Here is a 14,822-nt window from a genome sequence, read left to right as displayed (position 1 = left end):
TCACAACCTGTGTTGTGACCGTTTTTATTTCGACCTCAGGAGATCATGAACTTAAATTTAACCAAGGAATGAAATGTAACCTTGTAAAATGATTAAGTTAACGATGTCGATAAAGAAAGCCCCCACAATTGGCACCACCATAAATGCCTGCGGCGACGGGCCAAATCGGTTAACGATAGAGCCCATGTTCATCACGGCTGTTGGGGTTGCCCCCAAGCCAAAACCACAGTGACCACCCGCAATAACCGCAGCGTCGTAATTGCGTCCCATCACTTTGAACGTGACGTAGTAAGTGAAGATAGCTAAGACCACAGACTGCACAGCCAAAATGACCAAGAATGGAATCGCTAAGTCAAAGATATTCCATAACTTCAAGCTCATTAATGCCATCGCCAAGAACAATGACAAAGAAACGGTACCGAGCATATCGACGGTTTCTGCGTCTAACTTACGAAGCTTGGTCACCTCTAAGAAGTTCGTGATGATCACACCAATGAACAGCGCATATACAAAGTCTGGAATCATCAACCATGAGATTTCATACGTGCTAACCCATTGCTCAACATACTTCGCCCCCGTAACACAGATCAGTAGGAAGAAGAGTTTCTCCACCACTTTTTTCGCCGTTACTTTATCTTCTTCGTATTCGTTGTAGGTCACCAACTCAGGGAATTTTTCGTGAGTTTTGGCATCCCGACCACCACGACCATACTCCGATTCAATGCTGTTTTTTTCTACGAGGCGCTGTGCCACTGGGCTACCAATGATACCGCCGATGATCAAACCAAAAGTGGCTGATGCCATCGCAATTTCCAAAACGTTATCCAATCCATACACGTCTTGGAAGGTTTGTGACCACGCAGCACCTGTACCATGGCCACCAGACAGAGTAATCGAGCCAGCAATTAACCCCATCAAAGGATCTAAACCGAGCGCCGCCGCGAGTGAAACGCCAACGCCGTTTTGTATGATGATGTAAAACGATGCGACAGCTAAGAAGATAAAAACCTTCGCACCTCCTTTCATCAACTGAGTGTAATTTGCGGCCAAACCAACCGTCGCAAAAAACATTAACATAAACGTATTTTGTAACGGCAAATCGAACTCCAAGTCGATGCCGTTGAAATGAAGAGCAGTAATCATGCAGGCCACAATAAGGCCACCTACAATCGGCTCAGGTATGTTGAACTTCTTTAAAATCGGTAGCTTAGCATTAATAAAATGCCCCAGGAAAAGCACACTGATTGCGACCAAGAAGGACTCCAGTGCACCTACAGATATTAAATGATTCATATCGCCTCTTATTATTGTTCTCTTCATCCTCCGTAATGATCGAGTGTTAATTTAACCTTCATTCAATAGCAAATGTTCTCGCTTTACTGTTTCGAAAATACTCAAAAGTTGGTGTAGATGCGCCTTAGGCTAGTTTAAGGGACGCTCCTTTAGCGATGTGTCAGTTTTCCGCTGTTAGCAAGCCCTTAAATGTGAAAGGAGCCGATATAGCTCCTTCAAATGCCCCCTCGCAATACCTGTGCGTGACTGCTTGGGGTATAGTGTTGTGAGTAAATTCTGGGTGACACTTTCTGAACCACATTGGGCTCCCTTACTTAAACAGAATGTGTCAATTACTATCAAACAAAGTTCCTTCCCGTTGTAACCTCTAAACGCCGAGATCGCGTTCAAAACAATTGGGTTTGCTTGTTCCTGTCGTAGTTTTTTAACTCTGGCTCATGGTGTGTAAACGAGCCGAATCCAAGGAAACTCTCAAGCTGCAACAAACGTTTTCGTCACAACGGAGCCGGATTATAACATATTGCTGATAATTTTCTTCAATTCAGTGATATTCACCAATCCCATGGTTTCATTCCATAATGATTAACTGCTGAATAGCATTTTTACAGACAAAAGAGCAAAGCCAATTCAACTTGGCCTCACCAAAAAATAAACCTTAAAAGCCAATCACTTACCTATCGTCTCCTGAGTAAAACGTGTTTTGATAGGCTTTCTGGAGGGCCCAGCAACCAAAATGTACGGGGTTGTCATGGTAGTCTTTCGAGGCTAACTACCCGATTCTGGGTGATAAAAACAATCCCAATTATGCATCACACAAAAACATGTATAATTTTTATGTAAGTTATTCAAATAACAAGAGCCCTACATGAACATTCATTCGCTTTTCCCTGTGCTATTACTCTGTGCCATCTCATCTGCCACTGCAGCGGAAAATATCCGTATTGAATATTCTTCCGTGGAAACAACCCATGAAAAAATCGCCCTGCAATCTATCCAAAACAGCGATGTAAACCCAATTTTTCTTGAGCTATCTCAGATCCACTTTCCATTTCGCAAACCACTCACACTGGTTTACGGCGGAGAAGATGGCCCAATGTACGATCCCGATACGCACACGATACACATTCCCTACACTTTTTATTTGGAATCACTCAATTACTTCTCCAATAACCAGTATGAAGAACGCCTTGGAAAATCCCCAAAAACAGGGGCGTTAGATACGTTATTACACACCTTGCTGCATGAAGCCGGGCATGCTTACATCGAAGATCAAAACATCCCTGTTCTCGGAAAAGAAGAAGATGCCGTCGATAATTTTGCCACGATCTTAATGATTGACTTCCTAGAAGATGGCGCAGAGATGGCCATTAGCGCCGCCGACATGTTCGCATTTGAGTCCGATGACAGACCGGACTACTACGACTTCGGTGAGTACATTGATGAGCACAGTTTTGATTTGCAACGCTACTTCTCTACCTTATGTTTGGTGTACGGCAGTGATCCGGAACAGTACAAGTCGCTTCTCGATGAAGTTGAAAAAGACTACCTACGAGATCGCAAAGACTTTTGCCAATACAATTACGAGAACATACGCGCGAATTGGAACCACTACCTGCAACATAATGAACCAAAAGAAAAATCGCCACGTAGAACTCAGTAAGCCAAATCAAATAATAAGACGATCGCAATGACAAAACTCACCATATTTTATGACGGAACTTGCCCACTGTGCGCCAAAGAAATGCACGCACTTAAGCGACGAGATGTAAAACAAGCGATAAAAATCGTCGATATCTACAGCGATGACTTTTCTGATTACCCACAGATAGACGCACAAAAAGCCAATACGATTTTGCATGCGCTGAATGACAATAATGAACTGATACTTGGTCTTGATGTGACTCACCGAGCATGGCAGTTGGTCGGTCGAGGTTGGCTATATGCACCACTACGTTGGCCATTACTCAAACCAATTGCCGACTGGCTTTACCTACGCTTTGCCAACAATAGGTATCGTGTCTCATACTGGCTTACTGGTAGCTCCCGCTGCAACTCGGGCCAATGCTCTCGCTAATTGTGATCCTGCTTAAAAATGTGAGTCTCTCTCGTCCACGATCACCAACTTCCTGTACTTCTCACCCGCCAACTCGGTTAATCTGCAATCAGTACAAAAATAATTATTAACACTTTTATTTGGTAAAGCTATTGAAGTTTACCAGTTTGTAACGCTGCGCCGAGACGTAAGGAAGTACCTATGAATCTAACGATAAGAAAGCGACTTTATATTCTTTCCATCATTCCCGTGTTAACGATTGCTTTGGGTATGATGTGGTTTACCTACCTCCAAACCAGTACCTACAACCAACAACAAATCAATCATACGCACACGACGATGATGGCGATGAAGAAAGCGGAACTGAAAAACTATGTGCAGATGGCTCATTCCGCACTCAAACCGTTATTGGATCGTAATGCCTCATTGCAAGAAGCTATTCCAGTGCTCAAAGAGCTAGAGTTCGGCCAATCAGGTTATATTTTTGCGTACGACTCAAAAGGCGTGCGTGTTGTTGTCGGAAAAAACAACAAAGGGGTTGGAGAAAACTTCTATAACCTTCAAGACAAAAAAGGCAACTACCTGATCCAAGACCTGTTGAAAAACGCCAAAACGGGTGACTTCACAACCTACTACTTCCCTAAGTTAGGGCAAACCGAAGCATTACCAAAACTCAGCTACTCCATGTTCATTCCCAAGTGGGATATTATGATTGGCACAGGTTTTTATACTGATGATATCGATGCGATCATTACAGAGATGGAAAACACAGCAAACGATGAGCTAAACAATACCTTAGCCGCTATTGCTATGTTTTGTGTCTCTATTGCCGTTGTCGTGGCCATTTTTGCCGTACTCGTCAACCGTAGCATTATGCGCCCTATCGAACAGTTTGACAGCTCAATCCAATCTTTCGCGCAAGGTGACGCCGACTTAACCGCGCGTATGGAAGAATCTAGCGTGCCAGAATTTAAGCAGCTCGCGCATAACTTCAATATCTTCGTTGAGAGCTTGCAAGGAATTATTAAGAGCGTCAGCCATGTCGGACAAGAGGTAGTATCAGAAACTAACAACATGTCTCAACGCGCCTCACAAGTGGATGAATTGGCTTCTGGTCAACGTGAGGAAACGGAACAAGTCGCGACCGCAATGACAGAAATGACGGCCACCGCTCACGAGATCTCTGGCAATGCAAACCAAGCCGCCGATTCCGCTAAAAACGCCGATGACAACGCACAACAAGCAAAACACATCGTAGACTCCGCCGCTAATTCCGTTGAAGCGCTAGCGAATGAGGTCTCTGAAGCAAGCACTGTAATTTCACGTCTAGAGAGTGACGTGCAGAACATCTCATCCTCACTTGAAGTCATCCAAGATATTGCTGAACAAACCAACTTGCTTGCGCTAAATGCCGCCATTGAAGCAGCACGAGCGGGCGACCAAGGACGCGGATTCGCAGTTGTAGCGGATGAAGTGCGTAAGCTTGCAAGCCGCACTCAGGACAGCACAGGTGACATTCACAAGATGATCGATCAACTTAAAGCTGGATCGGATGCCGCAGTAAAAGCGATGGAATCTAGCCAAGCACGTGGCGAAGCGACAGTAGAAGAAGCACGTGCTGCATCGGTTGCGCTGCAAGATATTCAAGCAGCGATTGCGAATATCATGGACATGAACACGCTGATCGCGACCGCGACCGAAGAGCAAAGCCAAGTTGGACAAGAGATTTCACAACGCATCGAAGTCATTTCTCAGCAAAGTAGTCAATCGGCGCACCTTGCCAATCAAAATCGCTCGGGCAGCCAAAACCTCAATCACAAAGCCAACGAGCTTTACGACTTGGTGGGACGCTTCACGGTTTAACTTCCTTAACCATACTTAATAGTAGAAACAGCGACGCCTTAACGTCGCTGTTTTTATTTCTGCTATCCTCAAGCGACTTAGCTATAATGCCGCCAACTAAGCACCCACAAGGGCAAAACCAGATGATTACCATGACCACCAATTTCGGTGACATCGAAATTGAACTGAATCTAGAACGAGCGCCAGTTAGCTCAAAGAACTTCAAAAAATACTGTGAAGATGGCTTTTACGACGGCACCATTTTCCACCGCGTTATCGACGGCTTTATGATCCAAGGTGGCGGTCACACCGAAGACATGGCAGAAAAGCCAACACGCGCCCCAATCGCAAACGAAGCAAACCGTGGTCTAAAGAACCTTGTTGGCACTATCGCAATGGCGCGTACCGATGCACCGCACTCTGCAACGGCACAGTTCTTCATTAACCTGGAAGACAACGATTTCCTAGACCACACCGCAACCACTAACCTAGGCTGGGGTTACGCGGTATTTGGTAAAGTGACCGCGGGTATGGATGTCGTAAACCGCATCGCGAAAGTAAAAACGACCTCTAAGCTTGGTCACGATGATGTACCATGCGATCCAATCATTATTGAGAAAGTGACAGTCAGCGAATAAGCCCATTCGCCTCTTGGTAGAAATCGTCGCTACAAAACGAAAAAAGCGCCTAATGTCTTATGACTTAAGCGCTTTTTGTTTTTATGACTCAGCCTATTAGTTTAGCTTGTGCCGGAGTTATTGATAGAAAAGCTCGGCTTTTGCTCCGACTAAATCAAGCTCAGAGCCTTGAAAATCAGCCAGATATTCAGCAACAAGGTTGTACCCAACCCAATACCCCATGTATTTCGGCCAGCGGCTTTCATCGCTACCAAGAAAGTAAGCGTCGAAGTTGTAATCTAAGCTGGTCAACTTGTCTTTCATCTCAGCATAGAAAGGGCGCCAATCTTGATCTTTGATTTTCTCAAACAAGCTCGGAGTGACACCACCATTTACCTTGCGTTCGAAATGACAAGCTAACCCTTCCATAATCAGTACATCACCAAGCGCAACGCCATTCTCTCCCGCTCGCATACGGAACAGGTGATGCAACTCATGCGCTAACACCGCAGCCAGTTCTTTCTCAATAACATTTTTAATATCAGCACGTTGGGTATCAAGCAAAATCTCTACACGATAGGCACTTAAGCAATAGCCACCAATCCCCGTCTGCGGTACGTCATTGCGATCAAACGGGCTAACGGTCAGGTCAACGTTACTTAAATCGATGTTACTTAAATCAAAGTAACTAGAAAGTAGTGAGCTCAGATCATCAAGTTTCTGATGCAAATACTCAGAGATTGGAGACAACTCTCCCGTCGCATTTAACAGGGTTACGCGATAACTCATTTATCTTCCTTGATAATGTGGGTTAAGAGCAGCGAGTTTACAGTGTAAAGAGTGAGCAGTTCTAGCGATTACATCCCTTTGAACAAACTTTGAGATGCACGACTCACAGGGAGCTTAGTTTCTCCAACATGCACAAACATTCTTCCAGCAAAGTCTTTGTTTACTTTGTTAATTTTGCACACTTGCACCACGCTTGAACGGTGCACTTGCCAGAACTGTTCTGGGTTAAGCTGCCCTATCAACTCTTTCAACGATGTACGAATCAAATACTCCTGTACTTTGCCTTGTCCTTGTTGGGCATACACAGAAACGTATTTTTCTTCCGCTTTGAAATACAACACATCAGACGTGGCGATCAGATGAATATCTTCCCCTTGCGTCGCTTTAATCCACTGTAAATACTGCGGCGTTTGTGGCGCGGATAATTGCTGCAACTGCTCTAACAGGCTGCTCATCTGCACATTACTGCTGCTTTCTTGCTCTCGCTTAGCAAGGCGTGCTTTCACTCTTTCACACGTCGTCAGAAGGCGCTCATCCGAGATAGGCTTGAGCAAATAATCGGCGGCATTTTGCTCAAAAGCTTTGATGGCGTAATCATCGTACGCAGTGACAAACACAATCAAAGGTGGATTGGCGAGTTGATTGAGTTTTTGCGCTAGTGTCATGCCATCCAGAACAGGCATACGAATATCTAGAAACGCAATATCAGGTTGATTTTGCTCAATAGCTTGCAACGCTTGTTCACCATCGGCGACTTTGGCTATCACCTCTAGCTCTGGCCACACTTCAGCTAGGCTTTTATCAAGATGACGCCTCAATAGCGGTTCATCATCAGCAATAATGGCAGTAAACCCTGTATTCATTCCTTTCTTCCTTGATTACGATTCCATTGGCCAGCTCAGGTGAACACATACGCCACCCTGAGCAGACTCACTGATAGAAACCTCTCCTTGCCCGGCGAACAAAGCTTCAACTCGCTGCTTGAGATTACTCAAACCCACGCCGGAGCCCATGTGCCCACTAACATGATTCAAACCAACACCTGTGTCTCTAACTTCAATCTGCAAGTTCTGTTGTTCGCGCTTGATGAGTAAACTGACTTCGCCACCTTCTCGCTTTGGCTCAATACCGTGAACAATGGCATTCTCCACCAAAGGTTGCAACATCATCGGTGACAGTTCTGTTGTTCCTAAACCGTCTTCTACTTCAATTTTGTAGCTTAGACGTCCATCCAGACGTATCTTCTGAATACTCAAGTAGGCTTCAATTAAGGCAATTTCATTCTCAATCGTGGTGTGCTCTTCACGTGAGCTTTTTAGCGTCGCACGTAATAGTGCGGTAAGTTGATCCAACATCTGCTTGGCCTTATCAACGTCCTGGGACATCAACGCGCTGATATTTGCCAAGGTATTAAATAGGAAATGCGGTTCAATCTGGCTTTGCATCTGTTTAAGCTGACTTAGCAACAGTGCACGTTCCTGCTCTGCCTTTTCACGCTTGATACTCTCTAATTCACGCTGAGCAATCGCTTCTTTCTCTCGTGAGTGGAAATAAAAGTAACACATGCCGCTGAATAACAAGCCCATCAGCAACACTGGCAGCATGCCCGAAATGCCGAAGTATTCACCGAGCCAAAACTGCGCATTAATGACGCCAAACAACAAACAGGCGGTCAGTGACAAAGCAATTTCTAGTCTACGAGGGATGCTAGGAAACAACTTGTCGACTAACCAAGAGAAGAACAAGGCGGAGTAACCAAAACCAAAGCTCACCAATACATGTACATAGTAAGGACCACCCCAAACAGACAATGTCATTACCGAGATAAACAAACAGAATAAAGTCGTGACAACCACACTGCGTAGCCATCCACTTTCTACCATTAACTTAGCTGAATACATTTAGAATTTCCCTTTGATATTAAATACAATCATATGCTTATCATTGATTTGTGCGTAAGCAGATTGGTCGTCTCCGGTTAAAAAGCGTGCGGCAACTTCCACTTCTACACTTTGATCGCCAGTATCAATCCATCGGTAGTTAAGCCACTGTGTGACGATCACACCGCCATCTTGCGGCGACAACATCACATCCAACGTAGGGGTTACATCACTTAGCCAGCCCATATCCGCTTTGCCGTTCCATGCAGCCCATGCTTCTACATCCCAACTCCAGTGCAGCATTACGTTATGCTGAACGATATTGGCATGCTGAAACCCTTGGGCGTAGCTTGTCGCAAGTAGAGGTACATTCGGATCAGGGATCTGAGAGAGAAATTCGCCACGCTCTGTTGCTTGTTGCCATTCGCTTTTCGACCATGCTCGGCTGTCGTACCAATATTCAGCGATCACGTTGTGTCCAGCTTGGTTTGCCCAGTTCAGTCCAACTAAGGCCTGGAATGCGCTGCCCTGCTCCTCAACCGAAACGGGTTGGTAGAGATCATCCTGCTGAAACTGATAGCCGACGCTCTGTTTTTGCCACAGCAATGAGCCGTGCATGGCGATGGATTCATCCCACACCGCAGTGGCACTGGCGCCAAGCAAACCTCGGCGCACATCATCGTAATAACCAATAAGTTGATACTCGGTGTCACCCACCAGCGCATAATGACGAATACCAATACCTTGTTGCTCTGCTGCTTGATCAAGTGCACTTTGGTCTTGTTGTCCCCAGCTTGAATCCGTCGCAATCACCGTCCACTCGCCTGCCATATCATAGTGTGAAAGTGAAAACACGCCCGCGCCCTCTTCTGCGACTAAGCCAACCGGGTTTTGTCGATAAGGCTTAAACAGATCCAAAGGTCGGTAGCCATAACCCGCGCCCCAATCCACGCGCAACTTACCTAAGCTCACATCAAAAGTGGTATCACCGACTTGCCACTCTCCTAGCCAAGCCAGCTCTCGAATCAGCAGTTGGTTATCAGCTTCACTCCACCACTCACTCTCTCCTTGTTGATTTAGGTACAAACCTTGGCTGTACAGAGCAAACAAGCCACTGAAGTTCTGATAATTCACCTGCACATCCAACAGTGCATTAAGTGAATCACGAGAACTGCTCTGCGCTTGTATAAATGCGCTGTCACGCTGCTTGGCCGTTTCGTAACTGACAGCCCAATCCCACTCAAAACTCAGTTCATCATTGGCAAAAGCAGGGGCTGACGCGCCCACACACAATGAGGCAGCAATCAACAAACTGGTGCTTTTGTTAAGGTTAGGCTGGTGCGATTTCATGTGACTTCCTTGCTCGTTTTCATGGTTCTCTTTACAAAGCTCAGGCTAAAGCTGAGTCGTGTTGGCTTTCGGCAAATAGCTTGGGTTGTAGAACTTGTTATCCAGTTGCCAAGGCACGATTTCTTGATACTCGATAACGGTCTTTTTGCTCGGCTGAATGCTATCAAGCAAGGTCATCTCACTGACGTAGTCTTCACCGTTGTCGCTTGCACGTCCGTATTGCGCTTGCTTGGCGAGTTTGCCAGAGCGCAAGTAGAGATCAGCTTTAATTGGAAACGCATCTTGCTCAGACAACCACAAATCGATCTTCTGATAGCTTGCCCCTTTGGTTTTCGCGGTTAAGGCAAGGTGATAAGCCGCAACACTCTCTCCGTTCACCGAAACGGTTTCTGTCGCTTTCCATTCACCTTGATAATCTTGGCTCCACGTCAGGGTTGAGATGTCGCCGATAGACGCTTCACCAAGCAGCTTCTGCATTGGCGTAATGCGAATCGGACGGCGGCTCTTTGGCATTTGCAGCCAGTAGTTATCGCCCATCATCAGCATCTTTTGTCCAGCTTCGACTGCCGATTTGAACACCACCAACGATTCACGATTTGGACGCGTGTACACGTGGTAAAGGCGGGTTTTATCTAATTCTTGGTCTTGATATAAGCGCACCAGTGACACCACTTTGGAGGAATCATCTTGCAAGCGGTAGCTGTCGGCTTTTTCAATCAATTGCGCAACTTGCTGTGCATCTAGCGCTGTTTCATTCGCACTGGCATTGATGCTTGCAAAGCAAGTTACCGTCAGCAATGCAATTGGTAATAGTGATTTGAAATTAAACATAAATCAGTGCCTCCGTAATTGGCTTGTTCACCCCTTTGCGTGCCGAGAAAAACGCCGCAATCAAACAAATCATCAATACTGCGAATCCTGCGACAGCCACCAGCTCCCAAGAGAAGTAAATCGTTAATGGGTAACCTTCTGTACGCCCTGGCGGTGGCGGCATTTGCACATCCACGACCATCAGTAAGACGGTAACTAACGCAGTAAACAAAGCGCCGATTAAGCTGCCAATCACCGCAAGTAACCCTGCTTCGCGCAAGAACCCAGCAATGATTTCGCGAGGGTAGCTACCAAGTGCTGACAAGGTGCCAATTTCACGGGTACGCTCGGTGACCGACATGGTCATGGTGTTGAACAGCGCAACAAAGACCACCAGCGCCATCACTGCCCCCATGATGCCGAAAATACGGTCGTACAAATCTTTCACTTTGAGATAGAAGAACGCGCGTTCTTGCCAAGGCGTAATTTCAATATCTTGATCACCAAAGTTCTGCTTTTGTTTAATCAGAACCGAAGCCACTTGTTGCTCGACTTGGCTCGTTAAACTGGTATCAAACAGGAAGACAGATAGTGCACTGACTTTGTCTGAACCTAGCAACGATTGCGCGCTGTTGATGTGTACGTACAGCTGGCGTTTATCAAGCTCAGGCACGCCGGTTGAATAGATGCCACGAACTTTGAAGTCATATGCGTTCAAAGCACCGTCGGTTGTGGTCGCCAGCAAGGTAATCCAATCGCCAACGTGCACGCTTAGGTTGTTCGCTAAATCAACGCCGAGCATCACTTCTGGCTCTGCTGGGTCATAACGCGATGCATGAATGTTGGACAGCGTCTGCCCTTCGCGCACATCCAAAAACGGTCCTTTCATATCGAATTCGCGCTCGTTAACGCCAATGCCGATAAAGATCGAGGACTTGTTGCCGTTGGAAATCAAACCGCTGAACTCAACTCGAGGCTGCACACCTCGCACTTCATTCAAGCCAATCAATTGCTTGGTGATGTCGTCCGCATGAGTTAACCCGTTACTCAGTGGCATCTCTTCTTCTTTAGCGAAGTAACCTGGCGTGGTTAACGTCAGATGCCCCGTGTCACGTGCTGTTGACTCTTTCAAACTGTCGTAGGTGTACAGACCAAAACCACCCGCACTGGTTAAGGCAAACACGGCAATGGCGATGATCAGCATCGACAACAAACTGCGGCGGCGATTGCGTTGCAGGTTCAACCAAGCAAGGCGAACCGAAACGGGAATTAGCTTGCCCATGAAACCTCCTCCACACTCGCGTGCGTTTGGGTAATTTTGCCATCCACTAACTCAATGGTTCGATCGCAGCGAGATGCCATACGAGGGTCGTGTGTAGCGACGACAAAAGTGGTACCAAGCTCGTGTCCGAGCCCTTTCATAATGTCGATGACCTTGTTGGCAGTTTGGCTATCAAGGCTTGCGGTTGGCTCATCAGCAATCACCAACGCTGGTTTATGTACTAACGCACGAGCAATTGCCACGCGTTGTTGCTGACCGCCTGATAGGTTGTCTGGCATGTGATGAATAAACTCGCCCAAGCCAACGTGTTCTAGCATTTGTGTGGCGAGCTCGGTTTGCTCTGCTTTTGAAAAGCCGTTGAGGTGTAGCGGATACGCCACGTTCTCTAACGCCGTCATCACGGGAACAAGGTTGAATTTTTGGAACACAAAGCCAAGCTTCTCACGACGCATTTTCGCCGCTTGCATTTGTCCGGTTGGGTATGGGCTGCCTGCAAATGTCACCTGACCTTGGTATTGAGTATCCAGCATGCCAAGCACGTTAAGTAAGGTGCTTTTGCCTGAGCCAGACGGTCCGCACAATGCCACCATTTCGCCGGCAAACACTTCACCAGACACGTCTCGCAATGCACGTACCGTTTGGCTACCAAGGGCGTAATCACGGCTAAGTTGATTAAATACGATCATGACGCCTCCCTAATATTTCGCTAGCAACGCTTTCGCGGTTTGCGTTTCTAGATTGCTATCACCTAACTGCTCCATTTGCGCCAACCATGTTTTGGCTTGTTGAACATCTTCAGCTCGTAGTGCTGCTTCAATGGCGTAGCGATAAATCCAAGACGTTGCGGCGAAAGGTTGCTGGCTAAAACTCGGTTCATCGAGCAGAGAAAGGTACAGCTCGTAGCCACGCTCAAAGTGATTGAACATGTCTGGCAGAGAGGTAAACGTAGTAGCTGCCATGGCGGTGGCTAATTGGTATTCCGGCAAGCCTTGTAAGCGTTGTTGCTCTTGCAGTGGTAAAGGCTGATTCGCCATTAAATCCAAACCCTTTTGGATTGTGGCAAGGCCGCGCTCGGTGAACTTCATCTTGTTCCAAGGCATAAACGCCTCACGACCTTGCAACGTCTCAGCACTGCCTAAATACACCAAGGTCACCGGCGTTGCGCCCTGCTCTTCGAGTTGTTTGGATAGTTCGCCGTAAACGGTATCAACCAAACCAGAATCACCCTGCGCTGCTTGGTTGAATTGACTGAGTGTACGCTCGCTTGGGTTAGCCAGTACCAGATTGCTGCTGAGTGCAAATGCGGCGATAAACGTACTTGCCAGTTTAAGAGCTTTGATTGAGCGAGATTGAGAAACCATCATGTACTGTCCTTATTTGAACGTGATTTGATGGTTTCAGATTAAGGGAGAAGATCGCACACTGCTTTTGCATGCGACCAATGGCAGTTATTTAGAATGAACGGTTGTTTGCTGCGATGAATGACATTCCATCCTTAAAGAGAACATTTATCCCAGCTTGTTTGTAAGCGTCTGTCTTTCACCACAATAGGAATAAAAATACTGGATTAAAACCTGCGTCTAGTGTATTTATCCATTCCACAGCTTTCCAAGCAGCTTACCCATAACAGACGACATCGACGCCCCTCTCATACACACCTTTGCATGGTGTCTGTTATTTCCAAATAGGATTCTTAGCATCGGAATAGTTCGAACTCTCGAGTTCTGGTTGTTTTCGCGCTCGAACTGGGTGCGTTATTAGGTCGTAGAAAATGAATAAGCGTTTTTTCCCCAGGGTCGATTTGCCACTGCTGATGGCGATCATTCCGATCATGCTATTGAGTACACTAACACTTTGGAGTGCCAGTGGCTTTAATGAGGCCATGCTCTTCAAGCATTTAGCACGCTGCGGACTGACCTTGGTTTGTATATTGGTCATGTCATCGATTCCCGCCGCTAGCTATCAACGCTCAGCTCCATATCTCTACATTATTGCGGTTGCGCTGCTACTTGCTGTCGCTTTGTTTGGCGATAGCACTAATGGTTCTCAACGTTGGCTCGATATTGGCTTTTTTCGCTTTCAACCCTCGGAGCTAATCAAACTCTCGATTCCAATCATGATCGCGTGGATGCTACATATTGAAGGCGGCAGACCAGATAGTAGGAAAATCGCATTCTGCTTACTCATCACAATGATTCCTGCTGGGTTAATCGCGCTACAACCGGATTTAGACGGTGCAGTTTTTACCGTCATTTACGCCTTATTCGTTTTATTTTTAGCTGGCATGAGCTGGAAAATAATCGGTGGCTTTGTCGCGAGTATATTAACGTTGGCGCCAATTTTGTGGTTCTTCGTCATGGAGACGTATCAAAAAAGCCGCGTTACTCAGTTCTTGCACCCGGAGTCGGATCCGTTAGGTTCGGGCTACCAAATCATCCAATCTTTAATTGCGATAGGCTCCGGCGGAATGAAAGGCAAAGGTTGGATGAATGCTACGCAAGGAACACTTGGCTTTATTCCAGAAAGTCATACGGACTTTATTTTTTCGACTTATGCCGAGGAGTGGGGTTTTGTTGGTAGTTTAGTCTTGCTCGCACTGTACTTGTTTATTACCGCGCGCGTCATGTTGCTTGCATGTCAGTCTGAACACTTTTTTAGTCGGCTTGTGAGTGGTGCATTAGCGATGAGCTTTTTCCTGTATGCTTTTATCAATACAGGCATGGTGAGCGGCTTGTTGCCTGTAATGGGAAGCCCTCTACCGTTCTTTAGTTACGGCGGCACGGCCATGCTGACGCAAGGCATCTGTTTTGGTGTGATCATGTCACTGTGTTATTCCAAATATCGCAACGCATAATGCTGCTAGCAAAGAGAGTGATCAAAAAAGGCTTCCCTCGGGAAGCCTTTTT

At 46.4% G+C, this 14,822-nt stretch carries 14 protein-coding genes; 5 read left to right on the top strand and 9 right to left on the bottom strand.

The annotated features are described in order from the left end of the window. Positions 1-57: 57 nt before the first annotated feature. Complete coding sequence (gltS, locus tag EX191_RS08905; RefSeq protein WP_006740921.1) at positions 58-1,293, bottom strand: sodium/glutamate symporter; 1,236 nt, start codon at positions 1,291-1,293, stop codon at positions 58-60. Positions 1,294-2,158: 865 nt separating this feature from the next. Between gltS and EX191_RS08900 the strand changes: the two genes are divergently transcribed. The 4 genes from EX191_RS08900 (at position 2,159) to EX191_RS08885 (ending at position 5,826) form a co-directional block, all read left to right on the top strand. After that, positions 2,159-2,953, top strand: a complete 795-nt coding sequence (locus EX191_RS08900; RefSeq protein ID WP_193447593.1) for a DUF4344 domain-containing metallopeptidase — start codon at positions 2,159-2,161, stop codon at positions 2,951-2,953. A gap of 27 nt (positions 2,954-2,980) precedes the next feature. Beyond that, positions 2,981-3,367 carry a thiol-disulfide oxidoreductase DCC family protein gene (locus EX191_RS08895; protein WP_006740919.1) on the top strand — a complete coding sequence of 129 codons (387 nt, stop codon included), beginning with the start codon at positions 2,981-2,983 and terminating at the stop codon, positions 3,365-3,367. Positions 3,368-3,547: 180 nt separating this feature from the next. Beyond that, a complete protein-coding gene (locus EX191_RS08890) occupies positions 3,548-5,209 on the top strand; it encodes a methyl-accepting chemotaxis protein (RefSeq protein ID WP_005392065.1) in 1,662 nt (553 codons plus the stop codon). A gap of 122 nt (positions 5,210-5,331) precedes the next feature. Next, the gene (locus EX191_RS08885; protein ID WP_109169412.1) at positions 5,332-5,826 is read left to right on the top strand and encodes a peptidylprolyl isomerase; all 495 of its coding nucleotides are present in this window, start codon (positions 5,332-5,334) and stop codon (positions 5,824-5,826) included. A 117-nt stretch (positions 5,827-5,943) separates the two neighbouring features. Here EX191_RS08885 and EX191_RS08880 read toward each other — a convergent pair whose 3' ends face one another. From EX191_RS08880 to EX191_RS08845, 8 genes are all read right to left on the bottom strand, one after another. Further along, positions 5,944-6,594, bottom strand: a complete 651-nt coding sequence (locus EX191_RS08880; RefSeq protein ID WP_193447592.1) for a DUF2268 domain-containing putative Zn-dependent protease — start codon at positions 6,592-6,594, stop codon at positions 5,944-5,946. A gap of 68 nt (positions 6,595-6,662) precedes the next feature. After that, positions 6,663-7,457 carry a LytR/AlgR family response regulator transcription factor gene (locus EX191_RS08875; protein WP_193447591.1) on the bottom strand — a complete coding sequence of 265 codons (795 nt, stop codon included), beginning with the start codon at positions 7,455-7,457 and terminating at the stop codon, positions 6,663-6,665. A 15-nt stretch (positions 7,458-7,472) separates the two neighbouring features. Continuing rightward, positions 7,473-8,495, bottom strand: coding sequence for a sensor histidine kinase (locus EX191_RS08870; RefSeq protein ID WP_193447590.1), 1,023 nt, complete (start codon positions 8,493-8,495; stop codon positions 7,473-7,475). Next, the gene (locus EX191_RS08865; RefSeq protein ID WP_193447589.1) at positions 8,496-9,824 is read right to left on the bottom strand and encodes a hypothetical protein; all 1,329 of its coding nucleotides are present in this window, start codon (positions 9,822-9,824) and stop codon (positions 8,496-8,498) included. A 45-nt stretch (positions 9,825-9,869) separates the two neighbouring features. Next, positions 9,870-10,655: an outer membrane lipoprotein-sorting protein gene (locus EX191_RS08860; RefSeq protein ID WP_042522314.1), complete on the bottom strand. Its 786-nt coding sequence runs from the start codon at positions 10,653-10,655 to the stop codon at positions 9,870-9,872. After that, positions 10,648-11,916 carry an ABC transporter permease gene (locus EX191_RS08855; protein ID WP_193447588.1) on the bottom strand — a complete coding sequence of 423 codons (1,269 nt, stop codon included), beginning with the start codon at positions 11,914-11,916 and terminating at the stop codon, positions 10,648-10,650. Before EX191_RS08855 ends, EX191_RS08860 begins: the two co-directional genes overlap by 8 nt. Then, positions 11,904-12,602 (bottom strand): ABC transporter ATP-binding protein, encoded by a 699-nt coding sequence (locus EX191_RS08850; RefSeq protein WP_151515220.1) that lies wholly within the window; start codon positions 12,600-12,602, stop codon positions 11,904-11,906. The genes EX191_RS08855 and EX191_RS08850 overlap by 13 nt, the downstream gene beginning before the upstream one ends. A gap of 9 nt (positions 12,603-12,611) precedes the next feature. Then, a complete protein-coding gene (locus EX191_RS08845) occupies positions 12,612-13,280 on the bottom strand; it encodes a hypothetical protein (RefSeq protein ID WP_193447587.1) in 669 nt (222 codons plus the stop codon). A 407-nt stretch (positions 13,281-13,687) separates the two neighbouring features. On the opposite strand from EX191_RS08845, the gene rodA reads away from it, so the two are divergent. Next, the gene (gene rodA, locus EX191_RS08840) at positions 13,688-14,770 is read left to right on the top strand and encodes a rod shape-determining protein RodA (RefSeq protein WP_085342435.1); all 1,083 of its coding nucleotides are present in this window, start codon (positions 13,688-13,690) and stop codon (positions 14,768-14,770) included. Positions 14,771-14,822 lie beyond the last annotated feature (52 nt).

Source organism: Vibrio chemaguriensis, assembly GCF_012275705.1.
GTDB lineage: Bacteria > Pseudomonadota > Gammaproteobacteria > Enterobacterales > Vibrionaceae > Vibrio > Vibrio diabolicus.
The sequence above is the reverse complement of the archived record's forward strand: the minus strand, read 5'-3'. Positions and strand labels throughout refer to the sequence as shown.